The sequence below is a fragment of the Cyclobacterium qasimii M12-11B genome (genome assembly GCF_000427295.1).
GTDB lineage: Bacteria > Bacteroidota > Bacteroidia > Cytophagales > Cyclobacteriaceae > Cyclobacterium > Cyclobacterium qasimii.
The window spans coordinates 88,885-115,048 of record NZ_ATNM01000018.1 but is presented as its reverse complement, the minus strand read 5'-3'; the positions used below and the strand labels follow the sequence as shown (position 1 = coordinate 115,048).

22 protein-coding genes and 1 pseudogene are annotated in these 26,164 nt (G+C 37.9%); 13 read left to right on the top strand and 10 right to left on the bottom strand.

From position 1 onward, the window contains the following. Positions 1-70: 70 nt before the first annotated feature. Complete coding sequence (locus tag ADICYQ_RS02065) at positions 71-1,489, bottom strand: tagaturonate reductase (RefSeq protein ID WP_020890274.1); 1,419 nt, start codon at positions 1,487-1,489, stop codon at positions 71-73. A 995-nt stretch (positions 1,490-2,484) separates the two neighbouring features. Here ADICYQ_RS02065 and ADICYQ_RS30605 point away from each other — a divergent pair. From ADICYQ_RS30605 to ADICYQ_RS02025, 8 genes and pseudogenes are all read left to right on the top strand, one after another. Beyond that, positions 2,485-3,896, top strand: a pseudogene (locus ADICYQ_RS30605) (putative oxidoreductase C-terminal domain-containing protein). Between the two features lie 28 nt (positions 3,897-3,924). Continuing rightward, the gene (locus ADICYQ_RS02055; protein WP_020890269.1) at positions 3,925-5,193 is read left to right on the top strand and encodes a prolyl oligopeptidase family serine peptidase; all 1,269 of its coding nucleotides are present in this window, start codon (positions 3,925-3,927) and stop codon (positions 5,191-5,193) included. A gap of 10 nt (positions 5,194-5,203) precedes the next feature. After that, positions 5,204-6,400 carry an alpha/beta hydrolase family protein gene (locus tag ADICYQ_RS02050; RefSeq protein ID WP_020890268.1) on the top strand — a complete coding sequence of 399 codons (1,197 nt, stop codon included), beginning with the start codon at positions 5,204-5,206 and terminating at the stop codon, positions 6,398-6,400. Between the two features lie 10 nt (positions 6,401-6,410). Further along, complete coding sequence (locus ADICYQ_RS02045) at positions 6,411-7,298, top strand: sugar phosphate isomerase/epimerase family protein (RefSeq protein WP_020890267.1); 888 nt, start codon at positions 6,411-6,413, stop codon at positions 7,296-7,298. Between the two features lie 33 nt (positions 7,299-7,331). Next, complete coding sequence (locus tag ADICYQ_RS02040; protein WP_020890266.1) at positions 7,332-8,705, top strand: Gfo/Idh/MocA family protein; 1,374 nt, start codon at positions 7,332-7,334, stop codon at positions 8,703-8,705. 200 nt (positions 8,706-8,905) lie between these two features. Next, positions 8,906-10,951 carry an alpha/beta hydrolase family protein gene (locus ADICYQ_RS02035; RefSeq protein WP_020890265.1) on the top strand — a complete coding sequence of 682 codons (2,046 nt, stop codon included), beginning with the start codon at positions 8,906-8,908 and terminating at the stop codon, positions 10,949-10,951. A gap of 387 nt (positions 10,952-11,338) precedes the next feature. After that, positions 11,339-11,542, top strand: coding sequence for a type II toxin-antitoxin system HicA family toxin (locus ADICYQ_RS02030; RefSeq protein WP_020890264.1), 204 nt, complete (start codon positions 11,339-11,341; stop codon positions 11,540-11,542). Next, entirely contained in the window at positions 11,539-11,880 is a 342-nt protein-coding gene (locus tag ADICYQ_RS02025; protein WP_020890263.1) for a type II toxin-antitoxin system HicB family antitoxin, read from the top strand. The genes ADICYQ_RS02030 and ADICYQ_RS02025 overlap by 4 nt, the downstream gene beginning before the upstream one ends. 272 nt (positions 11,881-12,152) lie before the next feature. On the opposite strand, the gene fbaA is transcribed toward ADICYQ_RS02025, so the two are convergent. Then, entirely contained in the window at positions 12,153-13,214 is a 1,062-nt protein-coding gene (gene fbaA, locus ADICYQ_RS02020; protein ID WP_020890262.1) for a class II fructose-bisphosphate aldolase, read from the bottom strand. Positions 13,215-13,414: 200 nt separating this feature from the next. On the opposite strand from fbaA, the gene ADICYQ_RS02015 reads away from it, so the two are divergent. Beyond that, a complete protein-coding gene (locus tag ADICYQ_RS02015; RefSeq protein ID WP_020890260.1) occupies positions 13,415-14,272 on the top strand; it encodes a substrate-binding domain-containing protein in 858 nt (285 codons plus the stop codon). Positions 14,273-14,393: 121 nt separating this feature from the next. Here ADICYQ_RS02015 and ADICYQ_RS02010 read toward each other — a convergent pair whose 3' ends face one another. Further along, on the bottom strand, positions 14,394-15,185 hold the full coding sequence (locus tag ADICYQ_RS02010; protein ID WP_040413978.1) for an NIPSNAP family protein: 792 nt from the start codon (positions 15,183-15,185) through the stop codon (positions 14,394-14,396). Between the two features lie 175 nt (positions 15,186-15,360). Between ADICYQ_RS02010 and ADICYQ_RS02005 the strand changes: the two genes are divergently transcribed. From ADICYQ_RS02005 to ADICYQ_RS28065, 3 genes are all read left to right on the top strand, one after another. After that, positions 15,361-16,308, top strand: a complete 948-nt coding sequence (locus ADICYQ_RS02005) for a UDP-glucuronic acid decarboxylase family protein (RefSeq protein ID WP_020890258.1) — start codon at positions 15,361-15,363, stop codon at positions 16,306-16,308. Positions 16,309-16,567: 259 nt separating this feature from the next. Next, entirely contained in the window at positions 16,568-16,975 is a 408-nt protein-coding gene (locus ADICYQ_RS02000) for a response regulator transcription factor (protein WP_020890257.1), read from the top strand. Continuing rightward, on the top strand, positions 16,968-18,167 hold the full coding sequence (locus tag ADICYQ_RS28065; RefSeq protein ID WP_020890256.1) for a sugar transferase: 1,200 nt from the start codon (positions 16,968-16,970) through the stop codon (positions 18,165-18,167). Before ADICYQ_RS02000 ends, ADICYQ_RS28065 begins: the two co-directional genes overlap by 8 nt. Here ADICYQ_RS28065 and ADICYQ_RS01990 read toward each other — a convergent pair. After that, positions 18,164-19,390: a glycosyltransferase gene (locus ADICYQ_RS01990; RefSeq protein ID WP_020890255.1), complete on the bottom strand. Its 1,227-nt coding sequence runs from the start codon at positions 19,388-19,390 to the stop codon at positions 18,164-18,166. The two genes, ADICYQ_RS28065 and ADICYQ_RS01990, sit on opposite strands and share 4 nt — an antisense overlap. Before the next feature lie 146 nt (positions 19,391-19,536). On the opposite strand from ADICYQ_RS01990, the gene ADICYQ_RS01985 reads away from it, so the two are divergent. Then, entirely contained in the window at positions 19,537-20,706 is a 1,170-nt protein-coding gene (locus ADICYQ_RS01985) for a glycosyltransferase (RefSeq protein ID WP_020890254.1), read from the top strand. A gap of 22 nt (positions 20,707-20,728) precedes the next feature. On the opposite strand, the gene ADICYQ_RS01980 is transcribed toward ADICYQ_RS01985, so the two are convergent. The 6 genes from ADICYQ_RS01980 to ADICYQ_RS01960 all read right to left on the bottom strand — a co-directional run bounded on the left by ADICYQ_RS01980 (position 20,729) and on the right by ADICYQ_RS01960 (position 26,057). Next, positions 20,729-22,057, bottom strand: coding sequence for an oligosaccharide flippase family protein (locus ADICYQ_RS01980; RefSeq protein WP_020890253.1), 1,329 nt, complete (start codon positions 22,055-22,057; stop codon positions 20,729-20,731). Then, positions 22,054-23,187, bottom strand: a complete 1,134-nt coding sequence (locus tag ADICYQ_RS01975; RefSeq protein WP_020890252.1) for a glycosyltransferase family 4 protein — start codon at positions 23,185-23,187, stop codon at positions 22,054-22,056. Before ADICYQ_RS01975 ends, ADICYQ_RS01980 begins: the two co-directional genes overlap by 4 nt. An 11-nt stretch (positions 23,188-23,198) precedes the next feature. Continuing rightward, positions 23,199-24,107 carry a glycosyltransferase family 2 protein gene (locus ADICYQ_RS01970; protein ID WP_020890251.1) on the bottom strand — a complete coding sequence of 303 codons (909 nt, stop codon included), beginning with the start codon at positions 24,105-24,107 and terminating at the stop codon, positions 23,199-23,201. Beyond that, complete coding sequence (locus ADICYQ_RS28060; RefSeq protein ID WP_020890250.1) at positions 24,100-24,903, bottom strand: O-antigen ligase family protein; 804 nt, start codon at positions 24,901-24,903, stop codon at positions 24,100-24,102. The genes ADICYQ_RS01970 and ADICYQ_RS28060 overlap by 8 nt, the downstream gene beginning before the upstream one ends. Positions 24,904-24,995: 92 nt before the next feature. Next, positions 24,996-25,526, bottom strand: a complete 531-nt coding sequence (locus ADICYQ_RS28055; RefSeq protein WP_235114273.1) for a hypothetical protein — start codon at positions 25,524-25,526, stop codon at positions 24,996-24,998. A 9-nt stretch (positions 25,527-25,535) separates the two neighbouring features. After that, positions 25,536-26,057 (bottom strand): hypothetical protein, encoded by a 522-nt coding sequence (locus ADICYQ_RS01960; protein ID WP_040413975.1) that lies wholly within the window; start codon positions 26,055-26,057, stop codon positions 25,536-25,538. Positions 26,058-26,164 lie beyond the last annotated feature (107 nt).

The following is a 26,164-nucleotide window of genomic DNA, read 5'->3' as shown; positions in this document are numbered from 1 at the left end:
GATCAGGTTCAAAAAAAGCGGCTTAGAATTCTAAGCCGCTTTTTTTATGGGTTTTATTTGATAGGAATTTCTAAGCTACTTTTTCTTGCGCCAAAAGTACCTTTACTTCTTTTATCAATGCTTCACTAAGTCCGTAGACTAAGTTGAGGTCTTGATCCCAATATTCTACTTTTGCCAAAACACTTTCTACAACTACTTCAGGCGTTTTAATCTTCCAAACCTGATCAAAATATTTAACTATTTCAGGTTTGTCTTTAATAGGTGTAATTTCACCATTGTAGTGACCTCTGTAGTAAACGATCATAGCTGCAAAAGCTTGAACCATACCCGTAGGGATTTTATCTTTTTTGTTGATAAAGTCTAGCAAGGAAGGCAATACCCTGACTTTCCATTTGGAAATAGAGTTTAGTGCAATGTCACTTAGCTTGTGCTTGATAAATGGGTTTCTGAAACGGTCAAGAACATCTTCCGCAAAAGGAGTGAGGGTTTCAGCAGGTTGGTCCATTGCTGGGATTATTTCCTCAAAGATAACCTTTTGAAGATAATCGCTGGTGGTCTCATTCTCCATGGCATCTTTCACTAGCCTGATTCCTTTAAGGTAAGCTACGGGCACAAGACAAGTATGGGCACCATTTAGGATACGTACTTTCCTGGTTCTAAAAGGAGCAATATTTTTTACAAAAAGGACATTAAAACCCGCGCTGTCAAGAGGTAATTCGGTTTTCAACCATTCCGGACCTTCTATTGCCCAAAAGTGAAAAGGCTCAGCCATCACCATTTGTTCATCTTTAAATCCGATTTGAGTCTGAATATCGTTGCCATTTCCCAATGGATATCCTGGAACAATTCTGTCTACAAGAGTATTGCAGAATGTATTGTGTTTGACGATCCAATCTTCAAATGACCCTGGTAGTTCCCATAAGTTGATGTATCTAAGGATGTTTTCCTTTAGTTTTTTTCCATTATTGTCTACCAACTCACAAGGAATCATTACCATGCCTTTTTGCGGATCACCTTTGAAATGCTTGAAGCGCTTATAGAGTAATGCCGTTAATTTCCCTGGGAAGGATTCAGGTGTTGTCGCCCAATCTTTGTCGTTTTCATCAAAATATATTCCCGCTTCGGTAGTATTGGAAATGACAAACCTTAAATCTGGTGATTTTGCAAGGTCTAAATAAGTCCCGTAATCTATAAAAGGATTCACAGCACCTCTAACTGATTGTATAAGTCTGTTTTCTTCTATCGTTTTACCTTTACTTATACCCCTGGTCAAAATATGATACAAGCCTTCCTGATCATTTATTCCTTGCGCTGGCTTACGACTATGTACTTGTACCATCTGAATGTCGCCATTAAATGATGTTTTTTCGTTAAGGACATCTATCATCCAATCAGCAAATCCTCTTAAAAAATTCCCTGTTCCAAATTGGATAACTCTCAATGGACGAGGATCAGTTGTTGGGATATTTTGTCTATTTAATAGTTTCATGCTTTACTTACAATTAGTATAATTAATGTGGTTTAAAAATATTTTTCGCTTGTGATTTAGCAAGCAATCTTTCTAATTATGATATTTAAAGTCTACGGGTAGTGGTAATTGAAGAGGGTTAATAAATGATGTAATGGTTTCATTTTGTATTTGTTAAAGACCTTCGATATCAGAAAATCTCAAGTCATTTTTATCCATGTTCTGAAATGGTATTACAATGTCATAAATACTAACGAAATATAGTGTCAAAGTATTTATTTTTTTCAAAAGTTGCAATTCGCTTCACAACCCACTGTAAAATGCCTATGCTGTGTTTTATAGCGAAACTTTCATCAAATTCTGTACCACTATTAAAGAAAATCTACCTGCTCATTTTTACTTGAATTCGAAAGTATAAATAAGTAACGTTTTTAGATAACTGAAGTCAAGATTTTTAAGTGTTTTAGCTAAAGAAGCAATGACATAGCCTCATTTTCATTCAACGGGTCCGTAACTAAGCTGGTTGGAATGGCTACTAAAGTTTGATTTGGACATTTAGCAAATAGTTATCAATCAACAAAGAATTAGGTGGAGATGGATTTTAAGGATTCCTCATTTTTTTCAATAATAAATTTCACTATTTCCTGTATTGTCCTATAGGCATATTGAGTTTTAAATTTGGGTGATTTCGCTAAACTTACAAACAAATGCGTTATTAGAAGGACCTTTAATTTTTATGGCAATTACCAGAGATGAAAAATCCCGGTTATTTTTCAACCTTAATTGCCAAAATGATTGTTTTTATGGTTACCATTCAATACCATTTATAACGAATTATTAGTTCTTATGCATTAAATGCAATCGGTCACGCTAATAATTGTTTTATTCTCCTTTTATATTCTTTATATTTAATCCCTTGATGGTTTTTCTTGCTGTTCTTTTATTTGAACAATAATTGGATCTTCTTGCATCAAAATAGATTACCTAATTCTAATTAATTACCAAAACCAAATATTATGAGATTCAATAGTAAATTTTGGTCACCTTTTGCTGCCTCAATTTTGCTTTTATCAGTATCATGTTCCAACGAAAAAAATGTGGAAGAAGAAGTAACTAATACCTTCACTGGTGGGAAAGACGAAATTAAACTAATTACCCTTGATCCAGGACATTTCCATGCACACCTTGTGGTGAAGTCCATGTATGATCAAGTGGACCCTAAGATTTTTGTTTATGCACCTGATGGACCGGAATTACCTTCGTATTTAAAATCCGTTGAAAGCTACAATACCCGTGAAGAGGATCCTACAAGTTGGGAACTAGAGGTATACAAAGGAGATGACTACCTTCAGAAAATGCTAAGTGAAAAGAAGGGCAACGTAATGCTTACCGCTGGGAACAACAAAGAAAAAACGGCAAATATTAAGGCCACCATTGAAGCTGGAATAAATGTGTTGGCGGATAAGCCAATGGCAATAGACGCAGCAGGTTTTGAAACACTTAAGGAGGCCTTTGAATTGGCAGAAAAAATGATGTCCTTTTATTTGACATCATGACTGAGCGATTTGAGATTTCTACCATGCTTCAAAGAGAGTTTTCTTTGATTCCAGAGGTGTTCGGACAAATGGAGAATGGAACAGTTGAAAATCCTGCAATCACAAAGGAGAGCATTCACCATTTTTTCAAACAAGTTGCTGGAAAGCCTTTGATCAGGCCAGGATGGTTTTATGATGTCAATCAGCAAGGTAACGGTATCGTTGATGTGACTACTCACTTGGTAGATTTGGTTCAGTGGGAAAGCTTTCCTGACAAGGTGATAAATTATAAAACGGACATCGAAATGATCAATGCCAAAAGATGGACGACTGATCTTACCCTTGAAGAGTTTACTAGCTCTACAGGTATCGAAGAATTCCCTGATTACCTTCAATCAGTAGTATCTGATGGTTTATTGAAAGTGTATGGCAATGGCGAAATTAATTATAAGATTAATGGCGTTCATGCGAAAGTATCTGTAATCTGGAATTATAAAGCCCCCGAAGGTTCTGCTGATACGCATTACTCTATTATGAGAGGAACCAAATCTAATTTGGTTATCAGACAGGATGCAGAGGAAAAATACAAGCCTGAGCTATACATAGAGCCCGTTGAAGGTCAGGATTTGGCTGAATTTGAAGCGAATGTAACCGAACAAGTAAAAGTGCTTGCTGGTACCTTCAAAGATTTGGATGTTGTGAAAGTAGAAGGTAAAAACTCATGGAGAGTTGTAATCCCACAAGCTTACCGACATGGACATGAAGATCATTTCAGAGAAGTAACTGAAACCTACATCAACTATCTTAAAGAAGGTAAATTGCCTGAATGGGAAGTGCCAAATATGTTGGCCAAATACTATGTTACTACACAGGCTTTAGAATTAGCCAAATAAGAAATCGCTACTAAAAAAGTTAAAGCAGATGAAAAAGCAAAGGAGAGACTTTATTAAAACTGCTGGATTGGCAGGCTTTGGTTTAGCAGGAGGTGTTTTATCCCCTCAAACTTTCGCTTCTTCATCTGCTATAAAAGACCTTGTCATGACCAAAAGCGACCTTAGTATCATCGGTCCATATGGCCCCTGGGCAAACGGATTGATAAGCAAAGAATTGCCCTCACTTTCTTACAGAAACGAGCGATTCAAAGAGCTTGATTCCTGGAAAAAAGAGGCCATGGCGGCAGCTAAAGAACGCCTTGGAATTCCTGATATAGGGCCTGTACCGGAAGTGACTGTACATGATACTTATGTAAACGATGGTTTGCATTTTGAAGATATCAGTTGGCAATTGCCCTATGGCAATCCTACCAAAGCATTGGTTATTAAGCCAGAAGGCGCCAAAGGTAAGTTGCCTGCTATTTTGGCTTTTCACGATCATGGAGGAAATAAATATTTTGGCGTAAGAAAAATTACCCGAACGGGAAAAGAACAGCATCCACTCATGGTGGAACATCAGGACCATTACTATGAAGGTAAAGCCTGGGCCAATGAAATGGCCAAAAGGGGATATGTAGTCATTGTGCCGGATTCTTTCACCTTTGCTAGTCGCAGGGTATTGTTGGAGGAAGTGCCTGAGAACCGTAGAGGTGGATTGACTGATGAAAATCCAGAGAAAAACGAGAATATTGAGGCCTATAATAAATGGGCTGGCAACCATGAACATGTGATGGCCAAATCCTTGTTTTGTGGTGGTACAAGCTGGCCAGCGGTGTTTTTTGCAGAAGACCAAATCGCCTTGGAAATTCTGCTTGCAAGAAAAGATGTAGACCCAGACAGAGTAGGCTGTGGAGGCCTTTCTGGTGGAGGTTTGCGAACCGTCATGATGGGAGGATTAGACCATAGGATCAAATGTGCGGTCTGTGTGGGTTTTATGAGTACGTGGACAGATTTTTTATTAAATCGAGCCTATACACACACTTGGATGGCTTATGTGCCAAGGCTACCCAATGAATTGGATTTTCCTGAAATTTTGGGTCTACGTGTTCCATTGCCCACTTTGGTGCTTAATGATAGTGAAGATCAATTGTACACCCTTCCAGAAATGCAGAAAGCAGATAAAATTCTGGAAACGGTTTTTGATAAAGCAGGAGCGAAAGAAAATTACAAAGCTTCCTATTACCCAGGACCACACAAGTTTGACCAAGCCATGCAAAAAGAGGCTTTTGAGTGGTGGGATCAGTGGTTAAAAAATTAACTATTTTCTTATGAAAAACACCTTACTTATGAATTCAAATTGGTATTTAGCAGCAGTTTTAATTATGGTTTTCACCTTTCCAAAGGTAGTGACTGCACAAAGCGCAGACGCCGACATGCTCTGTGTTGGCGATCATTGGACAGAGGCAGAAGGAGCTTCCTTTCTTCAAATGGAAAAGGAAAAATACAGCACCGAAAAAGCCTGGGACAAAAGAGCTGCGGCGATTAGAAAACAAATCCTTAAGGGTACAGACCTTGTTAAAATGCCTAAAAAATCACCTTTAAAACCAATTATGGGTGAGGTTAGAAAGTTTGATGGCTATGTGGTCCAAAATGTTGCTTTCGAAAGTTTGCCGGGAGTATTTGTAACTGGTAGTTTGTACATGCCTAATGAAAACCCGGGTAAACTACCAGGTATCATTAGCCCTCATGGCCACTGGACAAAGCCTGGCGATGTAGGAAGATACAGACCTGATGCGCAAAAGAGATTTGCTTCTATGGCCAGAATGGGTGCCATAGTATGGGCATATGACGCTGTTGGTTATGGCCAAATGGGAGAAATTGGCTGGGAACACAGAGAAGGAGATGTACTCAAATTACAATTGTGGAACAGTATCAGAAGTGTTGACTTTATACTTTCTTTGGGTGCTGACCCTGATAAATTAGCGGTTACCGGAGCATCGGGTGGAGGAACGCAATCGTTTCTTCTGGCAGCAGTGGATGACAGAATTGATGTTTCAGCACCAGTAGTAATGGTTTCGGCCCATTTTTTTGGTGGATGTGAGTGTGAGAGTGGCATGCCTATACACAAAGCAAAAAACTATCAAACCAATAATGTAGAGATTGCAGCGGTATTTGCACCAAAACCACTTTTATTGACCTCAGTAGGAGGTGACTGGACCAAGAATACACCGAATGTAGAATATCCATTCCTTCAATACATTTATGGGCTAAAAGGTCAAACTGATAAGGTTGAAAACAAACATATCCCTGAGGACAATCATGGCTATGATGAAAAGAAAAGACAAGCTGTCTATCCTTTTCTAGCCAAAACCTTAAAACTGGATCTTTCAAAAGTGATGTACAGTGATGGCCGCTTAAAAGAAGAAGCAGTTACAGTGGAAGACCAAAAAGCATTGTATCCTTTCAATGATAAGAATCCTTTCCCTGCTTATGGAATTACTTCCATAGACAACATTAAATGGTAAACCCAAAACAATGAATAACGATCAAAATAATCGAAGAGATTTTCTTAAAAAAAGCCTTTTATCCGGGATAGCGCTAAGCAGTATGGGGGCCACATGGGCCAGTCCAGCTATTCCTAGGGCAGCTTCCATGAAGTTGGGTTTGGTGACCTACCTGTGGGGAAAAGACTGGGCTTTGCCAGAACTTATCTCTAACTGTGAAAAAGCAGGCTATGAAGGGGTAGAGCTTCGGACACAACATGCCCATGGCGTGGAAACGAGTCTTAGCAAAAAAGAACGGAAAGAAGTTAAAAAGAGGTTTAAAGGCAGTCCAGTGACCTGTGTTGGGTACGGTAGCAATTATGAATACCATAGTGCGGACCCTGCAGAGTTGGCTGCAAATATTAGAGATACCAAAGAATACATCAAATTGTGCCATGACATTGGTGCCACGGGAATTAAAGTAAAGCCCAACCGACTTCCAGAAGAAGTATCCAGGGAGAAAACCATTGCGCAAATTGCAAAATCCTTTAGTGAGGTAGGTGATTATGCCAAAGACTATGGTCAGTTGGTGCGGGTAGAAGTTCATGGAAAAGTAACCCAACAGCTACCTGTAATGAAAGAAATATTTGATCAGGTAACCTCTTCTAATGTTAAAATTTGCTGGAACAGCAACAATACGGACCTAATGGATCCAGGACTTGAGGGGAATTTTGATATGGTCAAACAATGGTTAGGAGATACCACTCATATCCGGGCTTTTGATGAAAATGATTATCCTTTTCAGGAACTTTTCAAGTTGATGGACCAAGCCGATTACAATGGATGGATACTAATTGAAGCACATAGTGATCCGGCTGACAAATTAGCAGCTATGATTGCCCAAAAAGAAACATTTGATAGGTTCCTAAAAAACTTATAGGACAAGAGAACCAAAATTATTCAAAAAATTGAAATGACAGAAAGAAGAGATTTTATCAAAAAAAGCCTTTTGGGAAGTGCGGGTCTAGCAGTAGCTGGGATGACCATGAGTGCCAAATCCTATGGGAATATTTTAGGTGCCAATGACCGTATACAGATCGGAATGATCGGGATTAGGGGTCAAGGAACCAATCATATCAACCAATATTGTAAGCTTAAGGAAAGCCGAAATGTTGTCATCAAAACCTTGTGTGATACGGATGAGAATACCTGGGCTGAAAAAGTAAAATTGGTAAAGGATTCAGTAGGAGACAAGCCTGCTACAGAATGGGACATGCGGAAGGTTTTGGATGATCCGGAAATTGATGCCGTTTCATTTGCTACCCCAAACCATTGGCATGCACTTGGCACTATTTGGGCATGTCAGGCTGGAAAACACGTTTATGTTGAAAAACCTGCTAGTCATAATGTCTTTGAAGGCAGGAAGATGATTGAAGCAGCCAGAAAATACGACAGAGTTGTTCAGGTAGGTTTTCAAAATAGGTCTATTGAGAATGTACAAGAAGCCATGAAATTTCTTCATGATGGTAATATAGGCGAAGTGTACATGGCCAGAGGCTTATGTTACAAGCCAAGAAATAGTTTTGGTATTGCCAAAGACAGTGCACCGCCTACAGGCTTACATTACGACATGTGGCTAGGGCCAGCACCGTACAGGGCATATAACGAGAAAAAAGGACATTATAACTGGCATTGGCACTGGGATACAGGAAATGGTGATACCGGAAACCAAGGGCCACATCAATTTGATGTTGCTCGCTGGGGATTGAATAAAAATGAGCATCCTGTATCTGTATTTTCTTCAGGAGCCATTTACGGAATAACCCCTCAAGAATGTTCTCAGGAAACCCCTAATACGCAGACCTCCATCTTTAAGTATGAGGATGGTAAAACCTTGGAATTTGAAACCCGTGGAAGGTATACCAATGGAGAGTCTAGTCTTGGAACCAAAATAGGAAACATGTTTTATGGCACTGATGGGTACCTTGAACTTAACGGCGGTACTTGGAAAGCTTTCCGTACAGATGAGAAAGAACCATTTGCTACTTCCCAAATGGCTAAATCTGAAGTTTCCGGTAGTAATGTATTGGTGGCTGCTCCAGGAGGTTCTGAGCATTATGCTAACTTCCTTGATAGTGTCAGGGCAGGAAACAATGAAGCATTGAATTGCGATATTAGAGAAGGCTATTATTCTTCTGCTTTACCGCAGATAGCTAACATTTCCTATCGTTTGGAGAGAGGTCTTAAGTTTATGGGGGATTATGAGAAGTTTGCTAACGATTCTGAGGCAGATACCATGCTTACCAGACCTAGCCGACCTCCCTATGTTGTTCCAGATCAAGTATAATTACTAAGAATAAAGAGCTAAAAAGTTGGTATTTTATTCTTTACAATAAATCAGGAAGGTTTTTCTTTTGTTTTGAAGGAAAAAACCTTCCGTTTTTACTCCAATAGTAGCGGCCTAATATTTAACTAAATAAATTTTATAAACAAACGACAGCTGGTTTTGAAAACCAGTTGGACCATTTAATTACAAACTTTCTTTAAATGAAAAACATACCACTGACACTACTGCTTTTTATAGGCTTGTCTACCATCGGGTTTGCTCAAGAAGACCTAACAGTGATCCAATCTCACTGGGTTAACTTTACCGATGGTCCCAATGCCCTCTACAAACACCAAAGCCAACAAGCACTTGAAATGCTTGAAAAAAGAGAAAAGGCCATTTCCTCCATCACTTCCTTGAACGAATGGAAAGACTGGCAGGCCAATGCGAAAGACAAGCTAATGAAAGTAGTAGGTCCTTTTCCTGAAAAAACTCCTTTAAATCCAAAAGTTACCGGAAAGCATAAAGGCGATGGATATAAATTGGAAAACATTGTATTTGAGTCCCAGCCGGGATTTTATGTAAGTGGGACCCTGTTTATTCCTGACGGAGTGAAAGGGAAAACACCTACCATTATATATTGCTCAGGGCATACTCCTTTGGCTTATAGAGCTCCTACTTACCAGCATGTAATTCTTAACCTGGTGAAAAAAGGCTTTATTGTCTTTGGCTTCGACCCTGTTGGACAAGGAGAAAGATTGGAATATTTTGATCATGAAACCAATAAAGATCTTGTAGGTGGTCCCACGAAGCAACATTCTTATCCAGGAGCACAAGCATTTGTTGTAGGCTCCTCTGAGGCCAGGCACATGATATGGGATGGTATCAGGGTGGTAGATTACCTAATGACTAGAAAAGAAGTGGATCCTGAAAGAATTGGAATCACAGGTAGGTCTGGAGGAGGTACACAATCCTCACAAATTGCGGCCTTTGATGAAAGGATTAACGCCTCTGCCCCTGAAAACTACATTACCAATTTTAAGCGACTGATGCTTACTCATGGTCCTCAGGATGCAGAACAAAATTTTTACCATGCCATTGCAGAGGGATTAGACCATTCTGATCTAATGATCGTCAGAGCTCCTAAACCCAACCTGCTTATCTCCACTACCCGTGACATGTTCAATATAGAAGGGGTTAGAGAAACAAGTAAGGAGGTTCAAAGAATATATGATGCCTATGGTGTTTCTGAGAATTTTCAAAAAATTGAAGATGATGATGGCCATGCTTCGACAAAGAAAAACAGAGAGCGCATGTATGCTTTCTTTAGAAAACACCTAGACCTTCCAGGATCAGTAGTGGACCAGGACATAGATACATTGTCCATGGAGATTTTGCAGGTATCACCAACAGGGCAGCTAGTGACTAGCTATAATGGTAAAACAACGTATGACCTTAACAAGGCTGAGCTACAGGAATTGAATGGCTCTTTGGAAGAGAAAGTAGCCTGGGCAAAGAAACTTTCCGGTTATCAAAAGCCAGAAATATTGTCAGAAACCATGATGGTGGGAAGATTTCAACGCGACGGGTATACCATAGAAAAACACCTTATGAAGGGAGAGGGAGACTACTGGTTGCCTTATCTATTGATGAAACCTGACCAGGCTACGGATAAAGCGGTGCTTTATTTAGATCCTTCTGGTAAAGCTCTTGATGCTGGTGTTGGCGGAGACATGGAGGCTTTAGTTAAAGCAGGAGCCATGGTGCTTGCACCGGACCTCTTAAATACCGGAGAGATGGGCAATGGTGGCTTTAGAGGCGATGCCAATTTCGACGGCCATTCATATAACCTCTGGTTTGAAAGCATTCTTATTGGAAGAAGCATTGTGGGAATTGATGCAGGTGATGCCAATCGTCTGGTAGCTGTATTACAGGAAAAAGAAGGCGCCAGAGAGATCAAAGGCCTTGCTAAAGGAGAAATGTCTTCGGTACTGCTTCATGCAGCAAATTTCAACACTGCTATATCTTCAATAGCATTAATAGATCCAATGAGTTCATACAGAGGAATTGTAGAGTCTTTTAAGTACAATACTAGTGAAATTAATTATACAGTAGCAGGTGCATTGAAGCATTATGATTTACCAGACTTGTTGGAGAATTTGAGCATTACCAACCCATTGGTACTTCATGAAAACACTGAGTTGAAAAAAGAACACTCATTATTGCCTGAGCGTGGAGGTAACGAAAAATCAAAGCCTTTTCCGTAAAAAATGCAAACGATAGAAAAGCCCATTTGACAAAATGGCTTAATCCTTAAGCAAGGATATTCTTTCAATTTCAGGAACAGGTTTGACCTGAAACATGAATAAAGTTATCATGAACACAGTTATAAAGCATCGGGTTTCGACTCGGTGCTTTTTTTGTTTAATAGGAGTGTGTTATTAACCCAGATAGGTACTGAAGTGAACGGGGAGAACCTACCACTCAGATACATAAAACGGGACGACACCAAACAGGTCGGTACAATGCCTACAATCAGGGGTTTAAGGCGATATTCATTATGAAAATGAAAAAATAGTTTGTAATATGCAACTAAATGTAGTTGCATTGAGTTTATGGCTAAGAGGGAAAAACTAATTACTAGGTTTTTGAGTATGCCATCCGACTTTCATTACGAAGAGTTGGCGAGACTTCTTAGGTATTTTGGTTTTAAGGAAGTAAAGAAAGGGAAGACTTCAGGATCAAGGGTGAAATTTGAGAATGAAGTGAGCGTTCCAATTATACTTCATAAACCACATCCAAACGGGATTATGAAGCGGTATCAGATGAGGCAGATAAAAGAATTATTGGAATTATGAAATATTTGGAATACAAAGGTTATACAGGCACAATTGAGTACAGTCCCGAAGATAACTTGCTATATGGTAAGGTACTAGGGGTGATGGGGCTGATCTCATATGAAGGAGAAACTGGGAAGCATTTAGAAGAGGACTTTAAAGCGGTAGTAGATAGTTATTTAGCAGATTGTAGAGATGAGGGCAAGGCTCCTGAGAAACCATTTAAAGGGAGTTTTAATGTTAGAATACCATCTACTTTGCACCAAAAGGCAGCTTTAAAAGCCATGGAATCAAAGACCTCATTGAATAATTTTGTAGCAGAAGCCATCAGGAACCAAGTCGAAAAAGAGTCTGTCTAAATTTCCCTTTCTATGTTTTAATTTAAACTTTACTTAAATAGGGCAACACCCTTGCTGGTGCGCCTGAAGCGCCAACAATTTTTAGCGGGGAAGCGGCTATTTTGAAACCATTATAGGGAGAAGATTTGTAAGTTGAGGTCCCCTTTTAAATAGTGTCAATTGTAAAACTTTAAGTCATTAAGTAATAGCTTTAGAAGCGATCTCAAAAAAAATAGAACAAAAAAAGCTGCCCAAATAGGGCAGCTTTAACAATAAAATAGCATTTTCTAAACTTAATTTCTATCCAATGCATTAAGCATATCAAAAGCAAGTTCCAGTCTTTTGCTGAAGTTATCTTCACCTTTTCTAAGCCATACCCTTGGGTCATAAGACTTTTTGTTAGGATTGTCTGCGCCTTCAGGATTTCCCAATTGAGTTTGAAGATATCCTTCTTTGCTGTGGTAGTATTTCAACACACCTTCCCAGAATGCCCACTGAAGATCTGTATCAATATTCATTTTTACAGAACCATAGCTATTGGCTTCTCTAATTTCTTCTACAGTAGATCCTGATCCACCATGGAACACGAAATTTACAGGTTTGCCAGTAGTTCCGAATTTCACATTGATATAATCCTGAGAGTTTTTCAAAATTATAGGTTTCAATGAAACATTACCCGGTTTGTAAACACCGTGAACATTTCCAAATGCTGCAGCTACAGTAAACAGGTCGTCCACTTTCTTCAACTCCTCATAAGCATAAGCTACTTCTTCAGGCTGAGTATATAGTTTGGAGCTATCGATTTCTGTATTGTCTACACCATCTTCTTCTCCACCAGTCACACCTAGTTCAATTTCAATTGCCATTTTGATTTTGGCAAACTCCTTGAAATATTTTACAGATGTTTCTATGTTTTCCTCGATAGACTCTTCAGATAAATCTAGCATGTGAGAGCTGAAGAGAGGTTTTTTATAAGCTTCAAAATAGGCTTTCCCTTCAGCAAGTAAACCGTCTATCCAAGGAAGCAATTTCTTTGCAGCATGATCCGTGTGTAAAACCACAGGGACACCATATATTTCAGCCATTTTATGAACATGCAGGGCGCCAGAAACACCACCTGCAATAGAAGCTTGTTGCTTGTCATTTGGCAGACCTTTACCAGCATAAAACTGAGCACCACCATTTGAAAACTGAATCATTACCGGGGAGTTGACCCTTTTCGCGGTTTCTAATACAGCATTCACAGTATTACTGTTGATACAGTTTACTGCAGGCATTGCAAATTCACTTTCTTTCGCATAGGCCAATAGGTCTTTAAGCTCTTCGCCGTACTTTACTCCAGGTTTGAATTTCATATTAAATATTTTATGGTTCTATTAAATATTGATCCTCCCCATATCCATTGAAAGAAAGGTTTGGAACTCAAAGATATAAATAGTGCAGAACAATTACCTTATGATTTGGTTGAAAAATACATTTTTACCGAATATTTCATAAATTTTAAAGCTAAAATTATTGGTTGGAAACTATAAAATTTCCTTTATATATTTGTTTTATGGAAACGATAAGGATTACAGGGGTACCGGAACATTTTAATTTTCCCTGGCAACAGTTGGTTAAAAAACAACCTTTTTTAGAAGATGAGGTTGAATTGGTTTGGGAAAATGAGCCCAGAGGATCTGGTGCCATGAATAGTGCCATTAGGACTGGTGCTACAGATTTGGCCATTGTTCTTACTGAAAGTTTTTTGAAAGACAAGGTTGAAGGGAATCCGGGTAAAATCATAGGCTATCATGTGAAATCTCCTTTAGTTTGGGGGATTCATGTTCCTGGGGCCTGTGAGGTACAAAGCCTCAATGACTTGAAGAATGCACCTTTTTTAGTAAGTCGAATGGGGTCTGGCTCACATTTAATGGCTTACCTACTAGCGAAAAGAGAAAGTTGGGATCCAAATAGCCTTGATTTTGATATTATTAGTAATTTAGACGGTGCCATTAATTCCTTTAAGGACAATAAGGCTAAGGCTTTTCTTTGGGAAAAATATACCACGAAGCCACTGGTGGATAGTGGTATATTTCGTCGGGTAGGAGAAATCCCAACACCTTGGCCGTGCTTTGTAATTGTTGCTTCTGGACAAATGTTAAAGGAGAATAAAGAATTGCTTCACAAAATTCAAAAAGAAATATACCGTATCAATAAAACACTTATGGAAGACAAGCAAAGCTTTGTTTTGCCTATAAGTGAAAACTATAAGCTTGATAAAAAGGATGTTCAAGAATGGATTGCACAAACCAGTTGGGCAATTGATGAGGAGGTGCCTGATCTTGATATTAATACGACCTTGGATGCTTTGCTTAATCTTGGCTTAATAAATAAAAGGTTAGCACCAGAAGAAATAATTGAAAAATTATAAGTAAAGGCTTTTAAGGTAATGGCCGTATATAATGCAGTTTCTATTTTCGTCCAGGTCCTTCAAGGCATAAAAAAGCCGGTCATAAGAAATTATGATCGGCTTTTTTATGTAGAAAATAAAATTAGAAATCTGAGTAAGCAGTAGGTCTCAAAAGTCTTTTGTCATTTTTAGCTACTGTATTGTCATACTCGTTATTTGCTTTCAAGTCTAACCAAGCAGGGTAATCACTAAAAGTGGCCCAATGAGCGTCTCGATCTTCCAAGTTTTCAAATGCAGTCATGTAAACCAGGTTAGGCATATTTGCACCAGCAATTGGTTCGCCATAAAATACGCCATTGAAATTCAATTCATCAAAAATATCGATTTCACCCTCATTAAACATTTTCACTTTTTGATTGTATAGACGTTCAGTGGCTGATTCGTAACTTCTTAATTCATAGATTCTTTCGCTTTTAGGAGCGCTTAGTTTAGGCAGTGCCATTCTGGTTCTCGTTTCAAAGGCTTGCATTAAAGACGTTTCTATCCTGCTGAAAGAAGGGTTATCGAAAGCAGCCTGGATATATTCTTTACCATCCGCTTGGTGTTTGGCATCAGTATTTAACTTTCTCTGGAACCTGAAAAAGTCTTTAGAGTTAGTAAATGGTAAAAAAACATAGATTTTTTTACCTGCATCTGGTTCAGAAGACAAAGGCTTGAATACACCTACATGCTCTACACCTGCCCTATGTGCTGCAGGGATAAAGGCATTTTCCAGGTAGTTATCAATTACTTTTTCTTGGCTTGAATTTTCGATATGATACATCCTTATCTCGTAAAGATCGCGCTTGCCATCTTGGGCTGTCAACGGAGAAAAGGAAACAATGAAAAGTAGTGCTATTGTGAATAGCTTTAAAATAGGCAGGCTGTTTTTCATGTTATTTTAGGTTTTTAACGATTTTGTTGTTTAAATTATTAAATAGATACCTAAATTTAAGTAAATTATAGACAACATTAAAAAAATGTTATTTGAATGGGTAATATATTATTATTTTTGGAAGTTACACAGCAGCAATAGTAGACTTTAAGTTTTTAACTAATTATTTAATAAAATGAAAAGGATTTTAGTAACCGGTGGAGCCGGATTTTTAGGTAGCCATCTTTGTGATAAACTTTTGGGTGAAGGTCATGAAGTGATATGTGCCGACAACCTTTTTACAGGAAGAAGAAGAAATATTCACCACCTATTGGAGAATAAAAATTTCGAATTTTTAAGGCATGATGTGACGCTTCCATTGTATGTAGAAGTGGATGAAATTTATAACCTAGCCTGTCCTGCCAGTCCTGTTCATTACCAGTTTGATCCAGTTCAAACCACAAAAACAAGTGTAATTGGTGCCATTAACATGTTGGGGCTTGCCAAAAGGTTGAAAATAAAAATTTTACAGGCCAGTACCAGTGAAGTTTATGGGGACCCTGAAATTCATCCTCAACCAGAATCATATAAGGGCAGTGTAAGTACAATAGGACCTCGGGCCTGTTATGATGAAGGGAAAAGATGTGCAGAAACTTTATTCTTTGATTACCACAGGCAGCATGATTTGAATATAAAGGTAATGCGGATTTTTAATACGTATGGACCAAGAATGCATCCAAATGATGGTAGGGTAGTTAGTAATTTCATTGTTCAGGCTTTGAAAGGAGAAGACATCACGATTTTTGGAGATGGCAAGCAAACACGTAGTTTCGGTTATGTGAGCGATTTGATTTCAGGAATGCATAAATTGATGAATAGTCCGGACAGTGTGATTGGGCCAATCAATATTGGTAATCCAGTGGAATTTACCATGCTGGAATTGGCGGAAAATGTATTGGAACTTACTGATTCAAAAAGTAAACTTAAGTTTATGCCTTTGCCTCAAGATGATCCTATGCAAAGAAAACCAACTATAGATTTGGCGCGAAAAGAACTAAATTGGGAGCCTAAAGTGCAGTTGAAAGAAGGTTTAATTGAAACTATAAAATATTTCGATCTTGTTTTAAAAGAGGATAACATATAGGTCCCAAATTCTATTTTAGCATTGTTCTTTTCCAAAGGAGCAATGCTTTTTTTTGCCTTCTGCTCACTGTTTTGAAATACATAATTAAGTTATTTAAATCATATATATTGTATTTTATAATTTTATAAGAAGAATTGTTCTTTAATTTCCCAAAACATTTAATTAAATAAGGAAATTAAATATTAAAACCTTTTTTTATATGCACGTTCGTTTTTACCTTTAATAGTAATTTAACAGGTGAAATTTTTATTTGGCAACCATGAAAAGTAAATATAAAATTTTTGGTATTGACGATGAACCTTCAGTTTTACTGATCATTCAGCATTATTTCAAAGAGAAATTTGACGTCAAGGTATTTAATAAGCCTGCAGATGCCATTGCCAATATGCAAGAGGGAGATCTGCCGGACATTATTATCTGTGACTTGAATATGCCCGAGATAAGTGGTGCTGAATTTGTCGGTCTTGTTCGTTCAAGCGGCTTTTTCTCTTCTATTCCTTTAATCGTTCTTTCTGCTACCGATTCTTCTGAAAAGAAAATCGATATTTTAAATCTTGGAGCAGACGACTTTATGGTTAAACCATTTAACCCCAAAGAACTTGAAGCTAGAATAAATTCAATTTTGAGAAGAACAGGAAAATTTGCAATCGATTCCATAAATGAATAAACAAACTAAAAAAATCGCGTTGATTTCCGAGGATCCCAAAGTGATCGATGCAATTGAAAAGGCTGTTGGCGATGTCTTTGAAATTAATACTTTTTCTAATGGTATTATTTTTTATAATTCGCTTTCTACCTCTACAGATAGCTTTTGTTTGATCCTAAGTGATTCTTCATTATTAGATGTGCACGGGGTCGCTTTAAAAAATACAATTGAAAAACTAGGTTTTGGGCACCTTCCATTTTTCATGATCGTGGATAAAGCCACACCAACAGACATTTATAATGCCATTTCTAAAGGGGTTTCTGATTTTATTTTAAAGCCTATCAATGGTAGGCAATTAAAAACCCGACTGGAGTTTCAAATGAATCATCCAGTAATAAAAAAGAAGAATGCTGAATACACGGCTTTAAAAGAATCTAAAACGCCATTTATTAAAAGAGTTTTTGATATAGTAGTATGCGGATTTATTCTTTTAGCATTGATTCCTTTGTTCCTGATTGTAGCTATTTTAATCAAACTAGAATCAAGAGGTCCCGTATTTTATTATTCTTATAGAGTTGGGACAGGTTATAATATCTTTAAATTTTACAAGTTCAGGTCTATGGATCCGGATGCAGATGCCAAATTGCAGCAACTCAAGCATCTCAACCAATACAATGATCCTGAAGAAGTGGAAGAAGAAGTTCAATCTTCTAAAGTAGTAAATGAAGTTAAGGAACTCTGTGAGTTTTGTGAACAAGCAGGAGGGGGATGTCTACAGCCATTGTATGATGACAATAAAATGGTTTGCGAGAAAATACTTATGGCTAAAAAAGATAGCAATAAGGACGCCGCATTCATTAAAATCAAAGACGACCCGAGAGTAACACGTATTGGGAAATTCATTAGAAACACCAGTATTGATGAACTGCCTCAATTATGGAATGTGCTAAGAGGAGACATGTCGCTTGTGGGGAATCGACCTTTACCACTTTATGAGGCCGAGAAAATCACTACTGACAAATATTCACTTAGATTTCTTGGTCCAGCCGGGATTACCGGGCTTTGGCAAGTAGAAAAACGTGGAAGAGGCGCCATGTCTGAAGAAGAACGATTAAGCCTTGACAATGATTACGTCAAAAATTTTAGTATTTGGTTTGACATAAAAATTCTTCTAAGAACTATCCCAGCTTTGTTTCAAAGTGAAAATGTTTAGTCCATTAATAATTCCCAAAATAACTTAACCCTCCCTTTCCAAGTGTTTTTGGAAGCTTCAAGGTACCTAAGCTCAGCTTTTTGACTTGTATCAGTTGCCAATTCCGCTTCGATAGCTTCATTAAATGCCTTATGCGTTTTTTCTAAGCTAATAAGTGGATGAAACAATTGAATGTCCTCTGAAAAGGGTGTCGCTACTATGGGTTTTCCAGATGCGAGGTATTCATTGATTTTTAGAGGATAGATACTTTTTGTCACCTCATTGCACAGAAATGGTAATATCAAAAGCTGGAAATGCGCCAGGTATTGGGGAAGTTGTTCTATTTTTTTAGGTCCTGTAAAGTATAAGTTTGAAATTTCATCCAAATTTATTGTGGTGTGTCCTTGATGATTTCTAGGGCCTACCATCACTATGCTTTTATCTGGATTTGCTTCACAAATACTTTTTATCAAATCATAATCCAGTCTATGGCAAATGTTTCCAGTATAACCAATTATAGGTTTTGGGATGCTTTTAATGTCTTCTGGTATTTCAAGTTGCTTCTCGTAGGCTGTTTTGAACAAATCAAAATCTGCTGCATTTGGAAAGTAGGAGACCTTTTTTCCTGAAAGTTGTTCCAGGTCTTTTTGCAGCATTAAGGATGTAACAAGACTTTCATCTGCATTTCTAACAGCTTCAATTTCTTTCTGCGCACCATGCTTTCTCAAATACAGTTCTAAAGCTCTGATATTGTCCCGGGATTGGTAAACGAACGCGTTGGGTTTAAATTCTTTGGGTAATTTACTTAGGTACAAAGGGTTAAATGAATTAAAGAAAATGAAATCATTTTCACTAAGTTCTTTTAATGCTTTTTTTATTGATTTGGCTAATCTTCTGTCATTCCAATCTGAAAGTAGGTTGTACAACATTCCATGAGGAAGCCAGTTTATTGGCAGCATCAAAGGAGGAGTCAGGGCATATAGAAAAGGGCTAAATTGAGGCAATGGTTTAAGGCTATTCTTCCCCCAAATTAAGGCTTGTTTTCTGGCGTAGACGGAGGGTTTCTTGCGCTCTTTGAAGTAATCCAATAAAGTAAATGGATAGTCTACATAGATAACTTTTTGGGTTTGAGCAAAAGTTTTGGCAAGCGACCAGGAAGCTGATGAAAATTCACCGTCCCATCGGGACATGCTAGTCATTACTATGGTAACCTTGTCAAAAGTAAGGTTAGAAAAATCCTTCATAAAAAGCTGTTTTTTTTCTAAAATAATGAATGTTTTCCGCATTGGAAAGCTTAAATTTAGGTTTATGTAAACCATTAATTTTTAAAGCTTTGATCTTATTTATTATTATTTCGTGTATTTGCAGTTTTTATCTTTTATTCCCATTATTGAGTACTTTTATTTCATTTTTTGGTAGTAAAATAAAGCTTAATGAATCTACATTAACCGCTGATTTTGCGTGTGTGATCACCGTTTATAAGGAAAAAGATATTGCCTGGCCTTTGGTCAGAGCTCTTCTGGCTCAGGATTATCCTCATTTTCACATTTATTTAGTAGCTGATGGGATCACAGAAAATATGGATGCAATGGTACATGAAAAGCTCACCGTATATCAACCTAGTCCTTTTCTAAATAGTAAAGTAGCCTCTTTGGGATTGGTGCTGGAAAAAATGAAAGAGAACCATAGTCATGTGGTGGTTTTTGATCCGGATAACCTGGTGCCTGGTCATTTCTTAAGCGTAATGAGTAAGTTTCATGCAAGTGGGTATATGGCAGTGCAAGGAAAAAGAATTGCTAAAAATATAGCTGGTACCTATGCCGCATTGGATGCCTTGGGAGAGTATTACTATGATTTTGCTGTGAGAAATATCCCTTTTCTACTAGGGTCGTCTTCTACAATTGCAGGTTCTGGAATGTCTATTGAAAAAAAGCTATACAGTAATAATATCGCTAAAGAGTTATTGGTATTAAAGGAACAAGGGGTGGTGGTAGCAGAAGATAAATCTTTGCAATCAGAACTTGTAGATCAAGGACATAAAATTGCTTACGCTGCGGCAGCCATTATTTTTGATGAGAAGATTACCGCTGCTACACAAATTGGTAGGCAAAGGGGAAGATGGCTTAATAGTTATTTTGGGCAGTTGCCCGGAACATTAAAACTATTTGTGAATGGGATCTTAAAGTTTGATTGGAACCGAATTTATTTTGCCCTGATGACTGCTATGCCACCTATGGTGTTTTTGGTTGGTATAAGTGGCTTGCTGGCAATAGCTGCGTTATTTATCAAATGGAGCTATTTCTTCCTTTTAGCAGGGAGCCTTGTTTTGTTTGCGCTAGGTTTCCTATTGCTATTACTGCTTAATAAGACACCTCAAAAAGTGCTAAACGCCATTCCTAAAATACCTCTATTTGTGTTGGGGCAAATCTCTGGAATGCTTAACATTAGGAAAGCCAATAAGGATTTTATGGCAACAACTCACAATGAAATTACTGAGATTGGGCCACTATGGGAGGCTAGGAAAAAAGAGTTTAAACACCTTGAAAAATATTGGAAGTAATTGGCTTAGCATTTTTATGATTTTATTTCTTAAGCTTACTGCGTAGCGTATGGAGCATGATGGGATAATTTTGAATTGCTTTTATCCAACAACGACCGAAATTGACTTCAATAAATTTGCTTAAAATGATGTGTTTAATTATTGCAGTTGTTAAAATTGCAAGTACCAATCCGTAGGCTGCTCCTAAAAGACCAAACCATTGGATAAAAATCCAGCTAAAAAGGGCACCATAGATGAATGTGCCAAATACCATTATCATATTTATAAAAGGCTTACCTATTGCATCTAAGAATACGCCAGACTGTCTATCAAAAGGCTTTATTAATGCTAAAAAAGCCATGATTCTTAAAAACTGAACGGCGTCTAAGTAGGCCTCACCTGCTATTAGAAGAACGATGTAATGGGCAAATAGCATGCAAAACAGCCAAAAGGGAGTTGTTAGGCTAAGCATCATTCCCAAGGTTTTCTCATAGATTTCCCCCACAAGGCCGGATTGTTTTTTGTCATGTGCCTCTGCCGCTTTTGGGTAGCTGATAGAAGCGATGGAGTTGACGGGTATTTCCACCATATTCATTACTCTTCCTGCAGTATTGGCCATTGCCACTTGTACTGGTGACAACAAAGCACCCAATAGAAATTTGTCAAGGCTATTTGTTAGCATTGACACTAGATTAGTACCAAAAACATATTTACCAAAATGGAAAATTTTGCTTAACCAGTATTTTTTCGCTTTGAGACGAAATTTAAAATATTGCCTAACCTGATACACAGACATAAAAGTAGCCAATAGGAAGGCGAGATTTTGGTACCAGGCCAATTCAATCAAACTAAGCTTAGTATCAATTAGGTAGGCAAAAAGAATAACCAAAAAGAAAGGCAGGCTTTTACTTATTCCTGCAATGAAGTAGGCTTTAAAATCATACTTGGCCTGCATAAGCACCATATTATGGGTATGAAAAATCAATACAGGAAGTACCAAAGAGTGAATTTTTAATAAATCGGCCAACCCTTCTGCATTTAACAGTTGCTCTAAAGGTTTGGCAAATAGCCACAATAAAAGCACCATCAAAAAGCTTAGAGCGGCATTTAACCAGATTGAAGCGGTCTGAATTTTTGCTTGTATGGCATCATTCTTACCGACAAGGAATTTAATCATCCCATTTTGAATGAATCCATTTCTGGCCATATCAATAATGGAGACTATGGTGATTAATAATACCCAAATTCCAAATTCTTCTGGACTAAATACCCTTACCAACAGCATGAATCCTATGAAGCCGAGTAAAAAATCTACACCTCGGTGCATCATTGTGAAAAATCCTCCAGTAAGCCAATATTTCTTATCTGTCATTTGCGCGAATAAATTTTCTGATAGGCAGAAAGGGTGTCCAATGCTCCTTTTTTATAATCGAATAAAGGTGGTCTAAGAAATCCTCTCTGTATAAGCATGTTTCTTGACGCAGAATCGGTCAAGGATTTTTCGATGGCCTTGCTGATTGATGCTGGATTAAATGGATCAACGATAATAGCAGCATCTCCAGCTACTTCAGGCATGGAAGAAGTGTCAGAGGTGATTACAGGGCAACCACAAGCCATTGCTTCTAAAATTGGTAGACCAAAGCTTTCTCTTAGAGATGGGTATAAGAATACTTTGGCTGCGCTATAAATGGCAGGTAAATCTTCATTTGGAATATATCCAGTAAGGTGAATCCTTGAAATCAAGTGTGAAGCATTAATTTCCTCCAACATGGATATTAAAACCTCTTTTCCAAAATCAGGCATGACTAAATCAGGGTGTTCAATGCCTTTCTCTTCCAAAATTGCAAGACTTTTAAGTACCCCACGAAGGTTTTTCTTTGGGTCAGTATTACCCAGAAAAAGGATGAACGATTTGGGTAGATCATACTTTAATCGGATAGCCTCCTGTTTTTGGATATCTTCTATTTTAAAATGACCTGCCACCCCATTGTAGATGACCTGAACCTCATTGTTTTGCAGCCCAAAATGCTCTACAATTCTTTTCTGTTCGTAATGGGAAACAGTAAAAATCATGGCTGCTTTTTTTACCACCTTTGGTACATTCCACCTCCTGTAAATGTTGCCAAGCCTTTGGTACCAGGTTCCTTCTTTTAAGTTGATTTTTTCAAGGTAAATGATGTCGTGTAAAGTGATAAGCAATGGTATTGAACAAGATACTGGTGCTGTATTGCTAGTGCAATGAAGAAGGTCTAATTGATACGTCTTTATAGCTTTGGCAAGGTTCTTTTGTTCCCAAATAGGGTAGGGGGCTGGAGGCAAGGGGACAATTTTGAAATTACTTGTTTCCTTAATGGCTGAAGGGTCTTCAGTATCATTTACAAAAATGAAATATTCATTTTCAGTATCCAATTGTTGCAGATTTCTAATCAGGGCAAGGGCTACCATGTCCATGCCGTGCTTTTTCTTTCTAAAAATACGTTGTGCTTCTATGCCTATTCTCATCGGAGGGTAGTTTAATTAATTAAGGTAGGGTTCTCTTTGATGTCTTTTAAAAAAAGTCCGTCTAAAAATCCTTTAAAGTATTTCTTGAAATGATCCCACTCTGATCTAAAGACATAGACCAACAAGTTTTTTGGAAGGGCAACTAGCAGATAATAACCTGCGGTGAAAATGAATAATGGGTAATGTACATTTCTCCTGAGGTATAACCACCTGTTTCGGCTCATATAATAGGTTTTTAAAAGAGAGTTTTTTCCTACACTCATCGATTCTTTGTGAAGAATATAACTTTTGGGCTCATACCATATCTCATATCCTGCTTGTTTGATTCGTTCACAATAGTCCATCTCTTCATAGTATAAAAAATAGAGTTCAGCCATTAAACCGATTTCTTTTACTACCTTTTTTGGTATAAACATGGCAGCGCCGTGTGCCAATTGAGTAATTTCTGCAACCTGGTGTTGACCTTCGTCTTTTTCTAAATAACCTTTTCCTTTGCCTCTACCTGTTATTGGGTTAATGGCCGAAAATCCAGCATATTGAATGATATCAGGTTCTTCATGGTAAAGGATTTTAGGGCATACCAAACCAACTTTTTCTGATTTTAGAGCACGTTCTAGTAAGACTTCTAAAATATCGGGAGCGACTTCTGTATCGTTGTTGATCAAAAAGAAATATTCCCCTTTGGCTACCTCCATTCCACGGTTATTCCCTCCAGCAAACCCTTCGTTTTCTGGGTTTTTGATTAATATGGTGTCAGGATATTCATCAAGAATGCTATCGGGAGATTCTTTAGAGGCATTGTCTACCACTATTATTTCCACATTGGGATAGGTGATTTTTTGAAAAGATGCTAAAAATCCCATGGTATGGATCAGTCCATTATAATTAATGGTGATAACGGAAATTAATGGTTTATTCATTTTTAGACGATTTAATTAAACTTTTGTCCATGTCTTCGGCTAGAAAAAAGTAGGCCCAAGACATATAGAGAATGATACCGGTAGGCATTTGACCCAATAGTGGGTTGCCATATGAGGCTGCAGCGATACCTACATATCCACCGAATAAAGCGAGTAGCTTTTGCCGCAACTTAGGGTCTTTAACTTTCCAGATTTTCAATAATCCCACACCTGCAATAAAGGCAAGGATGCCTATGTGAAGGTAAAGGCCTACAATCCCCATCTCCGCCCAGATTTTGATGAACCAACTGTCATTTGGCGTGTCTGCCAGAAATGTTCCTGGACTAAACCTTTGTCCCCAAAATCCTGAAGTGCCTATGCCCCCCCCAAAAGGTCTTGATTTTAAATATTCGGAGAATTTTCTTTTATTTAAATACCTTACATTCAAAGAAGGATCGTCAGGATCCAAAGCAGATCGCATTCTTCGAACCTGGTAGTTGTCATTAGCGATTGTAGTATAATTTAAGAACGAAAAGACCAAGGCTAACCCCAAGATTCCTATGAGCATTAATTTGAAATTCTTTGAAGCAAACAGGTAAGCCATTGTGCCAGCAACAGGCACCATTAATGCACCCCTGGTGCCACTCATTATCATAAGGTAAAAGAATAATAAAGCCATTGAAGCAAATATTATTCGTTTTTTTAAAGAGAAAGGGCCTATGGCTAAAACCATTGCCATGACTCCTGCATGAGCTATTCCAGCGCCAAATTGACCTGCATCTGAGAAGAAACTAAAGACTCTTAGATTACCAAACAAAACATGAGTAGATCGTGCTCCTGCATCTAACCAACGGTTTTCGGCAGCGTCTAATCCAATATAAAATTGCTTTAATCCCCAAAATGAGGCAATTATGCAAAAGAAAAAACAATGATGAAAAGCCTATTTAGATCCGAAGGTTTATTGGCATAAAGTAGCGTTAGTGGTACTGTAAGAAACATGTACAAAGCAGTTCCCCTTACTGCATAGATCCAGGCCGAAACACTTCTTGCTTCCGGGTTAAAGATTTCTGCTACATTATATCCCATCCAAATGAGGGTAACTAGAAAAAGACTATTGTTTAGCTTGGAGAAATCTGTCTTTATATTGGTATGAAACATGGCACTGACGATTAGTGCTGCTAAAGCCAAATCTACCGAAAGCCCCAAAGGTAAATTGGTAATGTAGCGTGTGGCACCGATAGATACGAATGCAAAAACAAGCCCCATAGCCAAAGATTTATTAGGGTGGCTCATCATGAATATCACCAACGCAAGTGCAAATGGCAAAACCAACATTAACCCAATGCCTATAACACCCGTTTTAACTACAAATACACTCAATAATCCCGCTATCAGAAGACAGAAGACCTTATTTGTGATATTTGTTCCGATATAATGCATTTAAAATAATTAAGAAAGCATGTGCTTGACCTTTGTTCTAATAGATGATCTTTTACTCGGTATTTCACCATTGATGTCTTCTAGTTCATCGCCATCCATCTTATTGAGCCAAAGTAAATGAGGAATCTTAATCATTTCTTTAAGACTGTTGTTAAGGTAGGTGTCGGAGGATTTCCAGGTTCTGTTAGCCTCTGTGACCAAAATCAGAGCATTGGCTTTATTAATCAAGCTGTAATTAAAAGGCTTTACATTAATGTTTGGAAGCTCTACAAGGATGAATTCATAGGGCGATTTCGTTAACTTTTCTTCCCAGAATTGGGCTTCTTTTACCGGGTTAGATATAAAATCATTATCCATTACCAATGTTTCACAAGGCATATTCTTGGCGCCTTCTTGATTTCCGAAATAAATTGTGCTTCTGTTTTGTCGTAAAAGTTCTCTTGCCAAAAACTCAATTAAAAATGTTTTTCCTTCCTCATTCTGATGACTATAGAAAAGCAATATTTTCTGCCCAGAGCTGGTAAAATGCATGCTCAAATTATTGTAAAATTGTTTGATTTGGTTGTTTTGTAATTCATCCAAATACACTTTCTTTGGAATTTTGTTTTCATTGACCCATCCCCCTATAACAGGAAGGC

Coding starts and splice junctions, on each gene's coding strand:
- ADICYQ_RS02065 (WP_020890274.1), bottom strand. CDS start 1,489: ATGAAACTATTAAATAGACAAAATATCCCAACAACTGATCCTCGTCCA.
- ADICYQ_RS28055 (WP_235114273.1), bottom strand. CDS start 25,526: ATGCATTATATCGGAACAAATATCACAAATAAGGTCTTCTGTCTTCTG.
- ADICYQ_RS01970 (WP_020890251.1), bottom strand. CDS start 24,107: ATGAATAAACCATTAATTTCCGTTATCACCATTAATTATAATGGACTG.
- ADICYQ_RS01990 (WP_020890255.1), bottom strand. CDS start 19,390: ATGAAGGATTTTTCTAACCTTACTTTTGACAAGGTTACCATAGTAATG.
- ADICYQ_RS01975 (WP_020890252.1), bottom strand. CDS start 23,187: ATGAGAATAGGCATAGAAGCACAACGTATTTTTAGAAAGAAAAAGCAC.
- ADICYQ_RS02055 (WP_020890269.1), top strand. CDS start 3,925: ATGAAAAAGCAAAGGAGAGACTTTATTAAAACTGCTGGATTGGCAGGC.
- ADICYQ_RS02025 (WP_020890263.1), top strand. CDS start 11,539: ATGAAATATTTGGAATACAAAGGTTATACAGGCACAATTGAGTACAGT.
- ADICYQ_RS02000 (WP_020890257.1), top strand. CDS start 16,568: ATGAAAAGTAAATATAAAATTTTTGGTATTGACGATGAACCTTCAGTT.
- ADICYQ_RS02050 (WP_020890268.1), top strand. CDS start 5,204: ATGAAAAACACCTTACTTATGAATTCAAATTGGTATTTAGCAGCAGTT.
- ADICYQ_RS02040 (WP_020890266.1), top strand. CDS start 7,332: ATGACAGAAAGAAGAGATTTTATCAAAAAAAGCCTTTTGGGAAGTGCG.
- ADICYQ_RS28065 (WP_020890256.1), top strand. CDS start 16,968: ATGAATAAACAAACTAAAAAAATCGCGTTGATTTCCGAGGATCCCAAA.
- ADICYQ_RS01960 (WP_040413975.1), bottom strand. CDS start 26,057: ATGCATTTTACCAGCTCTGGGCAGAAAATATTGCTTTTCTATAGTCAT.
- ADICYQ_RS02035 (WP_020890265.1), top strand. CDS start 8,906: ATGAAAAACATACCACTGACACTACTGCTTTTTATAGGCTTGTCTACC.
- ADICYQ_RS02030 (WP_020890264.1), top strand. CDS start 11,339: ATGCCATCCGACTTTCATTACGAAGAGTTGGCGAGACTTCTTAGGTAT.
- ADICYQ_RS02045 (WP_020890267.1), top strand. CDS start 6,411: ATGAATAACGATCAAAATAATCGAAGAGATTTTCTTAAAAAAAGCCTT.
- fbaA (WP_020890262.1), bottom strand. CDS start 13,214: ATGAAATTCAAACCTGGAGTAAAGTACGGCGAAGAGCTTAAAGACCTA.
- ADICYQ_RS01980 (WP_020890253.1), bottom strand. CDS start 22,057: ATGACAGATAAGAAATATTGGCTTACTGGAGGATTTTTCACAATGATG.
- ADICYQ_RS02015 (WP_020890260.1), top strand. CDS start 13,415: ATGGAAACGATAAGGATTACAGGGGTACCGGAACATTTTAATTTTCCC.
- ADICYQ_RS02010 (WP_040413978.1), bottom strand. CDS start 15,185: ATGAAAAACAGCCTGCCTATTTTAAAGCTATTCACAATAGCACTACTT.
- ADICYQ_RS02005 (WP_020890258.1), top strand. CDS start 15,361: ATGAAAAGGATTTTAGTAACCGGTGGAGCCGGATTTTTAGGTAGCCAT.